General features: G+C 60.2%; 15 protein-coding genes. 11 read left to right on the plus strand and 4 right to left on the minus strand.

Annotated elements, in window-relative coordinates:
• The first annotated feature begins 91 nt into the window (after positions 1 to 91).
• Positions 92 to 574 (plus strand): peptidylprolyl isomerase, encoded by a 483-nt coding sequence (locus tag VGG22_12655; protein HEY1729220.1) that lies wholly within the window; start codon positions 92 to 94, stop codon positions 572 to 574.
• 126 nt (positions 575 to 700) lie between these two features.
• Here VGG22_12655 and VGG22_12660 read toward each other — a convergent pair whose 3' ends face one another.
• The 3 genes from VGG22_12660 to VGG22_12670 are packed head-to-tail and all read right to left on the minus strand — an operon-like array spanning position 701 to position 4,501.
• Positions 701 to 1,585 carry a serine hydrolase gene (locus tag VGG22_12660; GenBank protein ID HEY1729221.1) on the minus strand — a complete coding sequence of 295 codons (885 nt, stop codon included), beginning with the start codon at positions 1,583 to 1,585 and terminating at the stop codon, positions 701 to 703.
• 4 nt (positions 1,586 to 1,589) lie between these two features.
• Positions 1,590 to 3,680, minus strand: coding sequence for a prolyl oligopeptidase family serine peptidase (locus VGG22_12665; GenBank protein HEY1729222.1), 2,091 nt, complete (start codon positions 3,678 to 3,680; stop codon positions 1,590 to 1,592).
• A gap of 20 nt (positions 3,681 to 3,700) precedes the next feature.
• Entirely contained in the window at positions 3,701 to 4,501 is an 801-nt protein-coding gene (locus tag VGG22_12670) for an ABC-2 family transporter protein (protein ID HEY1729223.1), read from the minus strand.
• Here VGG22_12670 and VGG22_12675 point away from each other — a divergent pair.
• The gene (locus VGG22_12675) at positions 4,500 to 5,570 is read left to right on the plus strand and encodes a hypothetical protein (GenBank protein HEY1729224.1); all 1,071 of its coding nucleotides are present in this window, start codon (positions 4,500 to 4,502) and stop codon (positions 5,568 to 5,570) included. The two genes, VGG22_12670 and VGG22_12675, sit on opposite strands and share 2 nt — an antisense overlap.
• A 99-nt stretch (positions 5,571 to 5,669) precedes the next feature.
• Here the strand turns inward: VGG22_12675 and VGG22_12680 are convergent, their stop codons facing one another.
• Positions 5,670 to 7,148: an aldehyde dehydrogenase gene (locus VGG22_12680; GenBank protein ID HEY1729225.1), complete on the minus strand. Its 1,479-nt coding sequence runs from the start codon at positions 7,146 to 7,148 to the stop codon at positions 5,670 to 5,672.
• A gap of 41 nt (positions 7,149 to 7,189) precedes the next feature.
• Here VGG22_12680 and VGG22_12685 point away from each other — a divergent pair, with 41 nt between their 5' ends.
• The 9 genes from VGG22_12685 (at position 7,190) to VGG22_12725 (ending at position 16,055) form a co-directional block, all read left to right on the plus strand.
• Positions 7,190 to 7,525: an STAS domain-containing protein gene (locus tag VGG22_12685; protein HEY1729226.1), complete on the plus strand. Its 336-nt coding sequence runs from the start codon at positions 7,190 to 7,192 to the stop codon at positions 7,523 to 7,525.
• 69 nt (positions 7,526 to 7,594) lie between these two features.
• Positions 7,595 to 9,340, plus strand: coding sequence for a CocE/NonD family hydrolase (locus VGG22_12690; GenBank protein HEY1729227.1), 1,746 nt, complete (start codon positions 7,595 to 7,597; stop codon positions 9,338 to 9,340).
• 6 nt (positions 9,341 to 9,346) lie between these two features.
• On the plus strand, positions 9,347 to 10,588 hold the full coding sequence (locus VGG22_12695; protein HEY1729228.1) for an ABC transporter substrate-binding protein: 1,242 nt from the start codon (positions 9,347 to 9,349) through the stop codon (positions 10,586 to 10,588).
• Positions 10,588 to 10,956 (plus strand): DUF302 domain-containing protein, encoded by a 369-nt coding sequence (locus VGG22_12700; protein HEY1729229.1) that lies wholly within the window; start codon positions 10,588 to 10,590, stop codon positions 10,954 to 10,956. The genes VGG22_12695 and VGG22_12700 overlap by 1 nt, the downstream gene beginning before the upstream one ends.
• Before the next feature lie 113 nt (positions 10,957 to 11,069).
• Positions 11,070 to 11,582 carry an Hsp20/alpha crystallin family protein gene (locus tag VGG22_12705; protein HEY1729230.1) on the plus strand — a complete coding sequence of 171 codons (513 nt, stop codon included), beginning with the start codon at positions 11,070 to 11,072 and terminating at the stop codon, positions 11,580 to 11,582.
• 90 nt (positions 11,583 to 11,672) lie between these two features.
• Positions 11,673 to 13,418, plus strand: coding sequence for a CocE/NonD family hydrolase (locus tag VGG22_12710; protein ID HEY1729231.1), 1,746 nt, complete (start codon positions 11,673 to 11,675; stop codon positions 13,416 to 13,418).
• A gap of 83 nt (positions 13,419 to 13,501) precedes the next feature.
• Positions 13,502 to 14,521 carry an amidohydrolase family protein gene (locus tag VGG22_12715; GenBank protein ID HEY1729232.1) on the plus strand — a complete coding sequence of 340 codons (1,020 nt, stop codon included), beginning with the start codon at positions 13,502 to 13,504 and terminating at the stop codon, positions 14,519 to 14,521.
• Positions 14,518 to 15,390, plus strand: a complete 873-nt coding sequence (locus tag VGG22_12720; GenBank protein HEY1729233.1) for a polysaccharide deacetylase family protein — start codon at positions 14,518 to 14,520, stop codon at positions 15,388 to 15,390. The genes VGG22_12715 and VGG22_12720 overlap by 4 nt, the downstream gene beginning before the upstream one ends.
• 359 nt (positions 15,391 to 15,749) lie before the next feature.
• On the plus strand, positions 15,750 to 16,055 hold the full coding sequence (locus VGG22_12725; protein HEY1729234.1) for a GIY-YIG nuclease family protein: 306 nt from the start codon (positions 15,750 to 15,752) through the stop codon (positions 16,053 to 16,055).
• The last annotated feature ends 3 nt before the right edge of the window (positions 16,056 to 16,058 follow it).

Here is a 16,058-nt window from a genome sequence, read left to right on the forward strand (position 1 = left end):
CGCTGTGTGGCCTGGGAAGAAGGGTACGCTCGCTTGGCGGCCCAGCATACGGTGCGGGCGGAAGTTCCCAGTTTGAGGCAAAGAGGCGGCTATGCCAGCTCATACAGCGCCAACCGGCGACGAACTCTGGGCGCTTCGCGACGAAGCGCGTACTGCTCACGTCCGTATCAAGACGCCAAAAGGTGATATCGTCTTCAAATTCTTCGCCGATGATGCCCCACTGCACAGCGCGGCCTTCATTAAGCTCTCGCGCGCCGGATTTTACGACGGCCTGAATTTCCACCGGCATGAGCCCGGCTTTGTTATCCAGGGAGGCGACCCCAACGGTGACGGCACGGGCGGTCCCGGCTACCACCTCGATGCTGAATTCAACGACAACCCGCATCACCGCGGCGCCGTCGCGATGGCACGCTCGAGCAATCCGAACTCAGCCGGCTCGCAATTCTACATCACGCTCGACGAAGCGCACTTCCTCGACAAGAATTACACCGTCTTCGGTGAGGTAACCGAAGGAATGGACGTCGTCGATCAGATCCGCAAAGGCGACGTCATGGAGACGGTAACGGTAGAGTAGCGCCCCTTGTCATCCCGAGCGTAGCGCCGGAGGCGCGTAGTCGAGGGACCGCGGCAACGTTGATGATCGTGACGCTCCCTCGACTACGGCGCACTGCGTGCGCCTACGCTCGGGATGACAATGAGGTTACGTCAGGCCGTATTTCGCGTTGACCGTGCGGTTGACGTCACGCGCGACGCGGCGGATCGCGCTGATTCCCGCGGAGTAGTCGCGCAGTTCTTTCGTCATGACGACGAGAATGTACGGCGTCTCGCCGAACGGTTCGACGATTGCAACGTCGCTGCGCACGCCCGTGATCTCGCCGGTTTTGTTGGCGACTTGCGTTCCCGGCGGAAGGCCGGCCGGAATCTTGTTGCGGTCCTCTTGTCCGAGCATGATTTGAATCATCGCGCGGCACGAATCGGATTTCGCGATCGTGTCGAGACCTTCGCGTGAGCCGCGTTCGATCTCATAGAGCAGCGCTGCCATATCGCGCGCAGTCGAGACGTTCTCGTTGTGCGCGACGATTGCGGCCCAGTCAAGGAAATGCCTTCGCAAATGCGTGCTCGTCATACCGGCCGGCACCGTCGTCGCATTGATCGCCGCGAAGCCGAAGTGCGAGATCAGCGCATTCGAAGCCGTATTGTCGCTCTGTTTGATCATCGCGTTGATCAGCGACATGAGCGGATACGTCGTGCCGGGGACGGCGCTGCCGTAGGTCTCCGATCCGCCGACCATGTCGGCGGCGCTGATCGGCACCGGCGTCGACGGCTTGATCTTGCCGGCGTCCATCCAGCGAAACGCCGTCGTCATGATGAGAACCTTTATCGTCGAGGCCGTCGGGTACGGATCGCCGTCGTGATAGGCAACGATTGGCGGTTCGTTTGCCATCGTCCGAGCGTGCACGGAGATATATCCCGGAATGGCATCGAGGTATGCCACTGAAAGACGCGGTTGCGCCGCGAGCCGGTGCGGAAGCAGCGCCAGCGCGCCGCAACCGCCGAGTGTTAGAAAGGCTCGTCGCGCAAGCATTCGATCATTCTATGAGCTTCATTGTGAAATAGGTCCACTCGAGCGCGTCGGTTCTGGCTCGTTCTTTCAAATTCGCGCCGGATGCGTGACCGCCCTCGATGACTTCGTAATAGAGAACCGGTTTGTTCATCGACTCGAGCTTCGCAGCAAACTTTCGAGCGTGCTGCGGGCCGACGCGATCGTCTTTCGTCGTCGTCCACACGAACGGCTCGGGATACGTGACGTCGTCTTTCAGATTCTGGTACGGCGAGGTCTTTTCCCAAAACGCACGGACCGCCGGATCGGAAACGCTACCGTACTCGCCGACCCACGAGGCGCCGGCTTGAATTTGTTCGTAGCGCAGCATGTCGAGTAGCGGAACCTCGATGTCGACCGCATGCCACATATCGGGATGTTGCACGAACTCCACACCCATTAGAAGACCACCGTTCGAGCCGCCGACGATGCCCAATCGACGCGGCGTCGTGATCTTGCGTGTGACGAGATCTTGCGCGACGGCATAGAAATCGTCGTAGATGCGCTGCCGATGCGTCTTCAATCCCGCGTCGTGCCAGGCCGGCCCGAATTCTCCGCCACCGCGAATGTTCGCGAGAACGAAGACACCGCCATGTTGGAGCCAGAGCTTGCCGATGATTCCGGAATAAAACGGTGTCGAGGAAATGCCGAACCCGCCGTAGGCATTGATCACGGTCGGATTGGTACCGTCAAGCGCCATGGTCTTCGGATGGACGATGAAGTACGGAATCTGCGTTCCGTCTTTGGAGGCAGCCTGGTGCTGCTCGACGACGTCATTTGAGGCGTTGAACTGCGGCGGCAACGCTTTTGCGAGCGCGACCGTCGCAGATGATGCATTGCCGGCGTAGAGCTGCGTCGGTTTGACGAAGCTCGTTACCCGGACGTAGAAATCGTTGCTTCGCTGTGTGCTGGTGACGAGATCGATCGAGGAGTTATCCGGAAGGTCGAGCGCCTGCCGGCGCCAGCCGCTTGCCGTCGGCGTCAAGACGAGCGCGCGCCCACGGACGTTGTGATACGTCATGAGCGCTACGGCCGATTTCGTGACGCCGACGGTGTCGAGCGTATCACGCGGCCCCGGTGCGTAAACGAGCTTGGGATGAGAATCTTCCGGGTGCGCGAGTGCAGCGCTCAGCGCAAGCGCGATCAAAGCGCCCTGCGGATACCTCACGCCGCGCTTAGCGAACGGCTGCTTCAGCGTAACGAGCAGCTGACCAGCGACGAGGCCGTTAATATCGGACTTGAGGGGAAGATCGAGTCGCTTGAGCCCGTGCGCCGTCATGATGTAGTGTTGCGTCGAGAAAAAGTCGACCGCACGATCGACGGTAGTTACGCTGTTGCCGGCGCCGTCGAGGTAGCGCGTCGAGGAAACGGAGACGTCCGTGCGGGCTCCCCGAAAAACTTCGATCGCGCTCGAAAGCGGCGCACCACGCCGGAGTCGCTTGAGAATGTAGGGATAACCGGACGTGGTCAGTTGACCGGGTTTCCACTCGCGAGCGGCCAGGAGCGTATTGGGATCGAGCCAGCTAGCCCATTGCTTGCCACGCGGCAGCGTGAAACCACCGGGAACGAAGCTGTCCGTCGCGAGATCGAACTCGCGCAGCGTCTGCGCGTCTTCACCGCCGTTCGAGAGTTGCAGGATGCAGCGCTGTTCGAATTGCGGCTCGCATGTTGCGCCCTCCCAAACCCAGTGCATGTGCTCTTTCTTGGAGAGCGCATCTAGGTCGAGCATCGTCTTCCAGGCCGGGGCTTTCGTGGCGTAGCTGGCCGCTGACGTGCGCCGCCAGATGCCTTGCACGTGCGATGCGTCCTGCCAGAGATTGTAGATGCTGCCGTCCAGAATCGCCGGAAGTGGAATGCGGTCTTTCGTCTGTGCGATCGCGAGCGCGTCCGCATAATTTCGCGCGTAGTGCGGATCGGCTTCGAGAACGGCGAGCGTCTTCGCGTTCTGCTCGCGCACCCACGTCATGGCTCGCGCGCCGTCTTTATCCTCGAGCCACAGGAACGGATCGTCGCTCTGCGCGCACACCGGCGCCATGACGAGCAACATGAAGATGGCGCAAGCGCGAACGATTCTCTGCATGGCGCGAAGGTTCGCGCTGTCTAGGACCCGGTTCCCGTGTAGCGATTGAGCCCGATCCGCCAAAATCCGTAAGCCAGTACCGTGACCACGACGCCGACGACGGGCGTCAGCAGCCCGACGGCCGGATTCAGGTGGAGCGCGCCGTCACTCTTCCCCAGAAAATATGTGGCCGGGAAGTAATTCATGAATGCGAACGGGACGACGAACGCGAGAACCAGCTTTACGGATTTGTTGTAGATGCTGAGCGGATAGCGCGTGAAATCTTGTTCGAGTGACATGAGCATCCAGCGCAGCGAATCGACGCGAACGAACCAAAATGAAGCGGCGGCGATCGTCAAGTTGAGTCCGAAGTCGATCAGTGCGCCGCCGAGGGCGATAAGCGGAATGTACGCGATCAGCAGCGCGTCGACGTGGACCTGCGAGTAGGGGATGGCGAAGCCGAGGAAAATCAGCGCCAAGATTAACTCGTCGGGGACGAGGTTGAATTGACTCGGCGCGATCATGGCTTGAACCAGCGCATCGATCGGGCGCACGAGAAAACGGTCAAAATTGCCCTCGCGGATAAGGACCGGGACGTCGCCGACTTTGAAGAAGAGCATGTTATGCAGCCCGTGCCCCATCATCCAAAGGGCATACAAGAACGCCATCTGCCGGAAGTCCCACCCATTCATCGACGGGAATTGGGTCAGCGTAGCCCAAAGCGCAACCAGCGCAACGCCATGATAGACAACCGTAAAGATGCCCCACATGAAAAAATTCGCACGGTACTCGACGATCGTGAGCAGCGATACGCGCCAGTATTCGATGTAGGCAGCTAGCATGGCAACTGTTCCGGTTCGCGCTCCTTTCCGGCTCGACCTCACCGCAAACGCGCTGCGGCGCCTCTCGACGAATGTCGTCGACACGTTCAGCGCGCAAGACGGTTTCATCCGTGCGCACCGCGGGGCGCTGGTGGTGGTCCGGCAAGCAAAGCGTGACTCCCCGCTCGACGTGCGGACGCTCGGAACGGCCGATTTTGATCCGGCGGCGCTGACCATGCGGATGCTGCAGCCCGAATACGATCTGCGGCCGTTCTATCGCTCGGTCAAAGCGATTCCGTGGCTCGACGCAATCGCGACGCGCATGCGCGGCATCAAACCGCCACGCTATCCAACGCTTTGGGAAGCGATCGTCAATGCGATCATCTTCCAACAGGTCAGCATTCATGCCGCCTCCGCGATCTTACGTCGTGTCGTCGAGCATCTGACGAAACCGATCGAGCATCAAGGTCGCAAGTACCATCCATTCTTTACGCCCGAAGATTGGCTCGCGGCGAAAAGTAAACAGCTCCGTTCGCTCGGAATTTCCGAAGGCAAAGAGCTTGCGCTGAACACGAATGCGGATGCGCTGCTCAACGGCACGCTGCAAGAGTCCGAGCTCGAGGCAATGTCGACGAACGAAGTGCTGCAGCGCCTGATCGTGCTGCGTGGCATCGGGCCATGGACGGCCGCCGTGATTTGCTTGCGTGGACTCGGGCGGCTCGATGTCTTTCCGATGGAAGATTCGGGCGTTGCGCGCGCGCTCAGCGATCTTTCCGGCGATCCGAACGTCAGCGTCGGGCCGATACTCGACGCACTCGGCGATCAACGCGGGATGTTGTATTACCATCTGTTGCTCGGACGGCTCGAGTCGAGCGGACAACTTGAATTTGGTGGTGACGCGCCGCCGGCGCCGCGTCCACTTCCCCCGCGTCCGCTGCGACCTGGGCTTCCGCAACGTCAGCCAGGCGGGCCGCCGCGCTCCGGAGATACGGCGGCGCAAGGTCGCGGTCCACGCCGCCGTCCCCGACCGGGCGGCGGACGCGGCGGATCAAATCCAGGCGGCGGCAACAGCCGCGGCCCGAAGCGCTAGCTCGATCGTCGGGCGCACGTCCGATTTCGGCGCGCGAGGAAAATACTTTGTCATCCCGTAGTCGAGGGATCGCGCTGCTTCGCTCGGGATGACAAGGAGTTAACTTAACCGCAGCGTTTCGTTTGTCGCGTACCAGTCGACCGGCTCGTCGAGGTTGACGACGATGCTTTTGGTTTGCGTGTACTCGCGATAGCCTTCGATTCCTGATTCGCGTCCCATACCGCTGGCTTTCGTGCCACCCCACGGCATTGCCGGATCGATGCGATGGTGATCGTTGATCCACACGATGCCGCAGTTGAGCCGCTCCGAGAGTTTCATGCCTTTGGCTGCGTCCGACGTCCAGATCGACGCGCCGAGTCCGAACGGAATGTCGTTTGCGATCCGCACGGCCTCGTCGAGATTCTCGTAGGCGAGCACGCAGGTGACAGGTCCGAAAATTTCGTCTTGTGCAATCCGCATCGACGAGCGCACGTCCGCGAAAATCGTCGGCTCGTAGAAGAAGCCCTTGCCGAGCACGCCGCTTGTCGCACGTTTGCCGCCGCACTCAAGCTCCGCGCCTTCTTTTTTTCCGATCGCGACGTACTCTTCGGTGCGCTGCAGCTGACGCTCGGAAACGAGCGGCCCCAGCTGCGTTTCGGGGAGCAGCGGATCACCCAAGCGTAGCGACACGGCGCGCGCAACCATGCGTTCGATCAGATCCTGCGCTTGACTCTCGTGGACCAGAACGCGCGCTCCCGCAATACACGTTTGACCCGTCGCGATGAATGCCGCAAAGATCGCGCCTGCGGCAGCTTTCTCGAGATCGGCATCCGGCAAGACGATCACCGGCGCTTTTCCGCCGAGCTCGCAGTTGACCCGAACGAGATTGGCGCCGGCCGTTTGCGCGACGACGCGCCCCGTTTCGGTGCCGCCCGTCAGGTCGAGCTTCGCAAGACCCGCGTGCGACGAGAGCGCGCGTCCGGCTTCACCGCCGAATCCGGTAACGACGTTGAAGACACCCGCGGGCACTCCGGCCTCGAGCGCCATCTTCGCAAGCTCGAGCGTCGTTAGCGGCGTGTATTCCGACGGTTTGACGACGACGGTGTTTCCGGCCGCGAGCGCAGGCGCGAGTTTCTTCGTCAGAATCAGCAGCGGGTGATTCCACGGCGTGATTTGCCCGACGACGCCAAGCGGCACGCGCCGCACGTAGCTGAGGTACGGCCCCTCGAAGGGCGTGATCGTGTCTTCGGCGGTGCGCGCGACCGCCGCAAAGTAGCGATAGTATTCTGGGAGGCGGGAAAGCTGGGCGCTCATCTCGCGCAGCGGACGTCCCGTACATGTCGATTCGAGCATGGCAAGCGACGGCAGCGCGTCCTCTAGCATTTGCGCAAGCCGGTTGAGCACGCGATAGCGTTCGCTCACCGAGATGCGGCTCCAGCGCCCATCGTCGAACGCCCGCTGTGCCGCATCGACCGCACGCGCGATCTCCGCCCCGCTACCCTCGGCCGCGCGGCCAACCAGGGCTCCGGTCGACGGATTGCGGACTTCAAACGTGCGTCCGTCGGCGCTCGGCGTCTCGCGGCCGTCGATTACATGCATCACGTCGGCATAATGCCATTTAAGGGAACAGGGAAGCAAGCATGAATCCGCCCCGGACGCCGTTTTCCGTCGCGCATCATACCGAGGCGTCCCAACATCTCGTCGAGGTAGTCGGCGACATCGACATCTTCACGACGCCCGATTTTAGCGCCGCGCTCCAGCAGGTGCACGACGCGCCGCGCGTGATCCTCGATCTTTCCCGCTGCGAATATATCGACTCAACCGGAATCTCGGTGCTCTTCCGTTTGCAGCAATCGACGCAAGGAAAGCTGCGTCTGGTAGTCGGTCATCAGGACAAGATCCGTCGAATCCTAGAAGTCACTCGCGTCGACAAGGTCATCGAGATCTTCCCTTCGGTCGAGGCGGCGAAAGTTTAGTTCGAGCCCCGTTTCCCTCGCTGCTTCGATTCGTAGGGGCTTGCATAGAAGGCTTGAAAAGGTGAGCCAATGTTGGCTGAAAACGAGCGCAGCGAACTACGCGACGGAATGAAGATCGATTGGGACATCCCCATCGTGATGGACGACGGCGTCGTCTTACGCGCGGATCTGTTCCGACCGACCGAGGGACGTCACCCGGTCATCCTGAGCTACGGGCCATATGCGAAGGGCCTCTCGTTTAAGGAAGGCTACGTCTCAGCCTGGGAGCGACTGACCGGCGCGCATCCCGAAGTGCTCGCAAACTCGAGCGGGAAGTACATGAACTGGGAGGTCGTCGACCCCGAGCGTTGGGTCCCCGACGGCTACGCGTGCTTGCGTATCGATTCACGTGGTGCGGGTCGGTCGCCGGGTTATCTCGATCCTCGCTCCGCGCGCGAAATCGAAGACGTCTATCAAGCCATCGAATGGGCGGGCGTGCAGCCGTGGTCGAGCGGCAAAGTCGGGATGAACGGCATCTCGTACTACGCAAGCAACCAGTGGCAAGTCGCCGCGAAGAATCCGCCGCACCTCGCAGCCTGCTGCGTATGGGAAGGCTCGTCGGACATCTATCGAGAGCAATCGCGGCACGGCGGCATTCTGTGCACGTTCCGTCAGCATTGGTACGACATGCAAGTCAAGACCGTGCAGCACGGTCTCGGCGAACGGGGAGCGCGCAGTTCAATCACGGGTGATCTGGTCTGCGGTCCAGAGACGTTGACCGACGAAGAGCTTGCGAAGAATCGCATCGACATTGGGCAAGCACACTACGAGCATCAGCTGATCGACGAGTTCTATTCAAAGAGACAGGCCGATTTCTCGAAAATAACCGTGCCTTTGATGTCAGCCGGAAATTGGGGCGGTCACGGTTTGCATTTGCGTGGCAACGTCGAGGGCTTTCTGCAGATCGCATCCGAGCAGAAGTGGCTCGAGCTGCACGGTCTCGAGCATTGGACCGAGTTCTACACCGATTACGGTATCGATTTGCAGAAGCGGTTCTTTGCGCGCTTTCTCAAAGGCGACGACACGGCGTGGAAGGACGAGCCCCGCGTTCGCATGCAGGTTCGGCACCTCGACAAGTTTGTTGAGCGCGGTGAAAACGAGTGGCCGCTTGCGCGCACGCAGTGGACGAAATTCTATCTCGATCTGGATGCACGCACGCTTAGCCGCGAGCCGGTCGCAGACGCAACGCTCACATATGAGGCCCTCGGCGCCGGCGTAACGTTCCTCTCGGAACCGCTGAGCGACGATACCGAGATCACCGGACCGACTGGACTCAAGCTGTTCTTGTCATCGTCAACGAACGACGCCGACGTCTTCGCGGTCCTGCGTGCGTTCTCGCCGAGCGGCGACGAAGTCGTCTTTCAAGGCGCAATCGATCCGCACACACCGCTTGCGCAAGGCTGGCTGCGGGTTTCGCACCGCAAGCGCGATCCGCAGCATAGCACGCCGTATCGTCCTTGGCATCCCCATGACGCGTTGCGTCCGCTGCGTAACGGAGAGATCGCCGATCTCGACATCGAGATCTGGCCGACGTGCATCGTGTTGCCCCCGGGCTATCGCATCGGGCTATCGTTGCTCGGCAAAGACTACGAGTATTCGGGAGTCAGCGGTGGCCGGCTCTCGAACTTCAAAAACGAGATGCGCGGTTCAGGACCGTTCCTCCACGACGATCCGCGCGATCGCGCACCTGAGGTCTTTGGGGGAAAGACCACCCTTCACACGACAGCTGCTAATCCTTCATACGTTCTCTTACCGATCGTTCCGCCAAAGGAGTAGCTCGCGATGAATCGACGCACGGCCGCAATGTTTGCGGCACTCACGCTTGCGTTTGTCACATTCGTCCCGATGCGGGCCGCGCACAGTCAAGCTGCGCCGCTACGCCTTGGGGTCATGCTCCCGTTGACCGGCGGTTTCGCCGCACTCGGAAATTACACGAAGGAAGGCCTCGAACTGTATCTGCGCGAGCACAACAACGAGCTCGGCGGACGCAAAGTCGATTTGGTCTACGCGGACGATACGAACGTTCCGCAAAACGGCGTCACGCAGCTGCGGCGGCTCGTCGAGCAAGAACACATCGACGTGCTCTTCGGACCGGTCGCAGCCAACGTCGGCGCGGCGGTCGTGCCGTACATCGAAGAGCATAAGCTCCCGACGGTCTGGCCGATCGTTTCCGATGACGATCTCACTCAACGAAAGCCCAGCGACTACATCGCGCGTACGGGTTGGACGAGCAGCCAAACGACGCACGTGCTCGGCGACTACGCGTACAAGGTGCTCGGCTATCGCAAAGCCGCGACGATTGCCTACGACTTCAATTTTGGCTGGCAGTCGATTCAAGGCTTCGCCGACGTGTTCATGACCGACGGCGGCAAGATCACAAAACAAATCTGGACGCCGATCACGACGACCGATTTCTCGTCATATCTTTCAGCGCTGCCGCGTGACGTCGACGTGATCATGTGCAGCTTCTCGGGTCAGACCGCAATCAATTTCATGCAGCAGTACAAGGAGTTCGGCATCAAGATTCCGGTCGTGTGTCAGGGCAATGCGACCGACGAGAGCACGCTCGATCAAGAAGGCCCGGCAGCAGCCGGCATCGTGGACGCGCTTCACTACAGTGCTGCGCTCGACACGCCCGCGAACAAATCGTTCGTGGCGCGCTACACGAAAGCATGGGGACATCGTCCCGGATACTATGGCGAGGGCGGATACGTTGGCGCCGAGTTCTTGGACAAAGGCCTTGCAAAAGCGCACGGCAACACGTCGGATGCGGCGGCGCTGATCAAAGCGATTCGAAGCAATTCCATTCCCGACGCGCCACGCGGACCGATCGAGATGGACTCGTACGGAAACCCAATCGAGAACGTCTACATCCGTAAGGTTGAAGAAAAAAACGGTACGTTGCAAAACACAGTGATTCGGACGTATCCGAAGGTCTCGCAATTCTGGACGTGGCCGCCCGCGCAATACATCGCACGTCCAGCCTATGGCCGCGCTTCTCCAGCCTGCAACGCCTGCCAATAGTGGAAAAAGAGAGCAAGTATAGCTACGCGGAGACGATCGCGCGTCTATCGAAAGCGATCACCGACGCGGGGAACACTGTCTTCGACACGATCGATCAAGCCAAAGCGGCGGCGGGCGTAGGCATGAAACTGCGCCCGACGTCGCTCATCATCTTCGGGAATCCGAAAGGCGGCACGCCGCTGATGGATGCGCACCCGCTCTTCGCGCTCGAGCTTCCGCTCAAGATCATCGTGTGGGACGACGGCGGCATGACGTTCGTCGCGTACACATCGATGGCCGAAGTCGCGAAACGCTACGACATCGACAGCGATCCGCGTATCGCGATGATGGACAAAGCGCTCGACATGCTAACCGGTGCGATAAGCTAGCTCGTCGTTCGTTTCAGGGTGCGTTTGTAGACTAACCCTCGTTTGACAAAGCCTCGCTATCGGCGTATCGGTGAGGTATCGACAGCCCCTTTCTCTATTCGAGGTCTATAACAATGGCAACACTCACCAAGAGAACGAACGGTGATAGTTTGCGCGTGCACAACAATTGGCCGCAGAGAGTTTCAGAAAATGGTATCGGCGGTTTCGATCCACTCGTCGATCAGATTCGCACGATGCGCAGGATGGCGAGTACATTACTCGGAGGTGCATCGACGTATGACGCACTCGACGGGGGATCGTTTCCTCCGATCGAGGTCTACGAACGGGAAGATAGTTATGTGATCGAAGCGATGATCCCAGGTTTCAAACGGGACGAGATCGAGATCGATTGCCGCGACAATCGTTGCACCATTTCAGGTTCCTCCGAACGTCAAGCTGTCGAAGAGCGTTTGAAGGGACAAATCTACCAATCGGAATTCGAGCGCCGTGATTTCAAACGGACGATCATGCTGCCCGCGGAGATCGACGCCGACAAAGTTTCGGCGCGACTTCAAGACGGTGTTTTGACGATCACATTACCTACGACGACGCCGAATGCTGCGAAGCGAGTGCCGATCACAGCCTAAGCCGGCAGGTGGGCGGGAGAATACCCCGCCCACCTCTCTCTTCGCGTCGCCAAAGGGTGCGAACGGCGTTCTCCTTAAATTGGTCTCGCAGTGAAGCGCAATGTCGTCGCATCGGAAGTCGTACGCGCGCAATTCGACGTCCCCATCACCATGGAAGACGGAACCGTGGTGCGAGCCGACATTTTTCTTCCGCTCGAAGAGGGCAAGTATCCGGTCATCTTGAGCTATGGGCCGTACGCCAAGGGCTTGTTATTTCAAGAAGGTTACCCGGATCAGTGGAACCGGATGGTCGACAAACATCCGGACGTCGCTGCGAATTCGAGCAACCGCTATCAGAGTTGGGAAGTCGTCGATCCGGAGAAATGGTGTCCGGATGGTTACGCATGCGTGCGCGTCGATTCGCGCGGTGCGGGTTCCTCGCCCGGTTTCATCGAGCCGTGGTCGCCGCGCGAGACCAAAGATTTTGCGGCGTGCATCGAGTGGTCGGGCACACAGCCGTGGTCAAACGGGAAAGTCGGCCTGAACGGCATCTCGTACTACGCGATGAATCAGTGGATGGTCGCGACGCTCGAACAACCCAAACATCTTGCCGCGATGTGCGCGTGGGAAGGCGCATCGGATTTCTATCGTGAGTTTTCGTACCACGGCGGCATTCTCTCGACGTTCCTTGCCAATTGGTTCGACATGCAGGTCAAGACCGTGCAGTACGGACTTGGCGAAAACGGGGCGCGCAGTGCCGTCACCGGCAAGCCGGCTTGCGGCGATGTGACGCTATCCGAAGCCGAGCTTGCAAAGAATCGCTGCGATCTCGGCGGCGACGTGCTTGCGCATCCGCTTGCCGACGACTATCACGAAGCGCGCACGCCGGTTTGGGAAAGGTTGAAAGTGCCGTTCCTATCGGCGGGCAATTGGGGCGGCCAAGGTTTACATCTGCGCGGGAACACGGAAGCGTTCGTGCGTGCGGCATCGGAACAGAAGTGGCTCGAGCTGCACGGCATCGAGCACTGGACGCATTTCTATACCGACTACGGCCGCATGCTTCAGAAGCGGTTCTTCGATTACTTCCTCAAAGGCGAGCAGAACGGTTGGGATCGGGAACGTCGCGTTCACCTCAACGTGCGTCACATCGACCATTTCGAAGGACGCTACGAAGACGAGTGGCCGATCGCGCGCACGCGCTGGACGAAGTTCTATCTCCATCCCGATGGCAGAACGCTGTCAAAGGACGCACCCAAAGCCGGCGGTGACATTTCGTACAGCGGATTCGGTGACGGCCTGACGTTCGTGACGGAACCGCTCAGCGAACCAATCGAAATCACCGGCCCGAGCGCCGCCAAGCTGTGGCTCTCTTCGTCGACGAAAGATGCCGACGTGTTCATCGTATTGCGCGCCTTCGCGCCGAGCGGTGAAGAAGTGGTCTTTCAAGGTGCAATCGATCCGCATGCACCGCTCTCGCAGGGCTGGCTGCGCTCGTCGCACCGCAAACTCGACCCCAAGCTCTCGCGCGAGTACCGTCCGTTTCATACCCACGAGAAAGAAGAGCCGCTCAAGCCGGGCGAACCGGTCGAGCTCGACGTCGAAGTGTGGCCGACGTCGATCGTGTTGCCGCGCGGTTATCGCATCGCGGTCAGCGTGCGCGGCAAAGATTACGTTTATCCCGGTGGAAGCGGCGGACGCATCAAGAGCTTCAAGAACGAACTCACCGGATGCGGACCGTTCATCCACGACGATCCGCGCAATCGCCCACCCGAAGTCTTCAACGGAAAGAACACGGTGCACATAGCACCGGACAAACCAGCGTACATACTGCTTCCCGTCGTGCCTCCTGAGAAGTGATAGTGTTGCCATCTGATAGAGTGTTGCCACCATGTCATCCTGAGCGTAGTGAGCGCAGCGAACGGAGTCGAAGGACCGCCTAAATGTCGATTTGCATAGATTGCCACGCGCATTTTCTACCCGAAGCGTTCACCGCGGAGATGAGCAAACGCGGCTTCATCGAGATGCACCGGGAGGAAGGCTACATCATGGTCGGCGACGCGCTCACCGGATACAATCGTGATAAAGCGCGTCTTCCCGATTTTTCGCTGCTGTACAACATCGAAGAGCGCACCGCGCTGGCGGAGAAGCAGCGTATCGACAAGCAGATCATTTGTTTGCCGCCGTTCTGGTTCGGCTACAAGCCTGACGCGCAGACGGGTCTTGCGATCTGCCGCTCCGGCAACGACGCAATCGCCGCGACGATCAAGAAATCGCCGGAGCGTTTTGCCGGTTTTGCGACCGTACCGCTGCAGTCGCCGAACGACGCGGTCGCGGAGCTCAAGCGCGCAGTCGAAGATCTCGGCTTCTGGGGCGCGGAGATCGGGACGAGCGTCGCGGGCAAGCCGATGGACGATCCGGCGCTCGATGTATTCTGGCAAGCCTGTTGCGATCTCGACGTCCCGCTTTTCGTGCATCCGCAGCACGAGCTTGCGTCCGAACGCACGGCGCAATTCTACCTTCACAATCTCTTCGGCAATCCGTCCGAGACGGCGCTTTTTGCGGCGCGCATGATTTTCGCGGGCGTCTTCGAGCGCTTTCCGAAACTCAACATGATCCTCGCGCACGGCGGCGGGACGATCCCGTACATCATCGGGCGTCTCGATCACGGCCATCGCGTTCGGCCTGAAACGAAATCGCTGCCGAAGCCGCCGAGCACCTACCTCAGGCAGCTGTACTTCGACACGATCACGCACGATGACGCAATGCTGAAGTATCTCGTCGACCGCGTCAGTGCCAAACACGTCGTGGTTGGAACGGACCGGCCGTTCGATATGGGTATCGACGATCCGCGCGCGCTCGTCGAGAAGATTCCGGGGCTGAGCCAAAGCGACCGTGACGCAATCATCGGCGATAACGCGCGCTCGTTTCTCTCGCGCAGCATGCCGCTCGCCAAATCGTGATTCACGGGCGCGCCCCGTACGTGTCCGCGCCGGATCAGCCGCGCCTCGAGCTGCCGGGTGGCGCGCGGCTTGCAATCCACCTGATCGTCAACGTCGAGGCGTGGCGTTACGATGCGAAGCTTCCGCGCCAGGTTCTCACCGCGCCGCAAGGCGCTGAACCAATTCCCGACGTCCCGAACTTTGCGTGGTTCGAGTATGGAATGCGCGTCGGGATCTATCGCGTGTTCGAAGTGCTCGAACCGGCGCGAGGCCACGTTACGCTTGCGATCAACGGCCTTGTCTGCTCGGAGTACCCGCAAGTCGTCGAGCGAGCCGTGCGCGACGAGTGGGAGATGATGGGGCACGGTTTCGAGCAGCGTGCGATGTCGACGGTCGCCGATGAACGCGATACGATTCGCGCGACGCTCGACGTCCTCCAGGAAGCGACCGGAAAACGCCCGCGTGGTTGGCTCGGACCTGGACTTGTCGAGACGACGAAAACCGCGGACGTCCTCGTCAAAGAAGGCGTCGAGTATTGCTGCGATTGGGGTCCGGCGGATGACGTGCCCTACGAGATCAGCGTCAAACGCGGACGGTTGATCGCAATTCCGTATCCGATCGAGATGAACGACATCGTGCTCTACGGGCTACAGAACCGTCCCGACGAGATCTTGCTCGAACGCGGGAAACGCCAGTTCGATCGGCTCTATCGTGAGAGCGGTCGCGGCGCGAAGGTCATGGCGATTGCGTTCCATCCGTGGATCATCGGCGTTCCGCATCGCATCGGTTTTCTCGAAGAGTTGATCCGCTATATGCAACTGAAGCCCGGCGTCGTATTCATGTCCGGCAGCGAGATTTTGGATTGGTATATTTCTCAGCGACACGATTAGGGCCAAGCGCATGAATAGCAGCTTCGCGATTTGGGGGGCCGAGCCCCCACAGCACAGGCCGCTCAGGCTTGCTCCCCATTGTCATCCCGAGCGTAGCGCCGAAGGCGCGTAGTCGAGGGACCGCCTAAATCTTCAACCTTGTCGCGGTCCCTCGACTACGGCGCTGCGCACCTACGCTCGGGATGACAAGAGAGCGCCTACGCTCGGGATGACAAGAGAGCACCTACGCTCGGGATGACAAGAGAGCGCCTGCGCTCGGGATGACAAGAGAGCACCCTACGCTCGGGATGACAAGAGAGCACCTGCGCTCGGGATGAAAAAGGGCTTGTTGCCAAGAGCGACTGCCGCGATGGAGCGGCATGAAGACTTACTACGTCTACATGCTGCAGTGTTTTGACGGCACGTTCTACGTCGGCGTTTCGGGCGAGATCGAACGCCGGCTTTATCAACATCAGGAAGGTGCCTTCGAGACGTGCTACACGTTCATGCGACGGCCGTTGCGACTCGTCTATGTCGGCGAGTTCGAGTGGGTGAACGAAGCGATCGCTTTCGAGAAGAAACTGAAGTCCTGGAGCCATAAGAAAAAGCGCGCCTTCGCCCAACGTGAGTGGGCGAACTTGACACGCTATAGTCGTGGCCCCGATCGCGTGTCATCCCGAGCGTAGCGC

Source organism: Candidatus Baltobacteraceae bacterium (assembly GCA_036489885.1).
Classification (GTDB): Bacteria; Vulcanimicrobiota; Vulcanimicrobiia; order Vulcanimicrobiales; family Vulcanimicrobiaceae; genus JAFAMS01.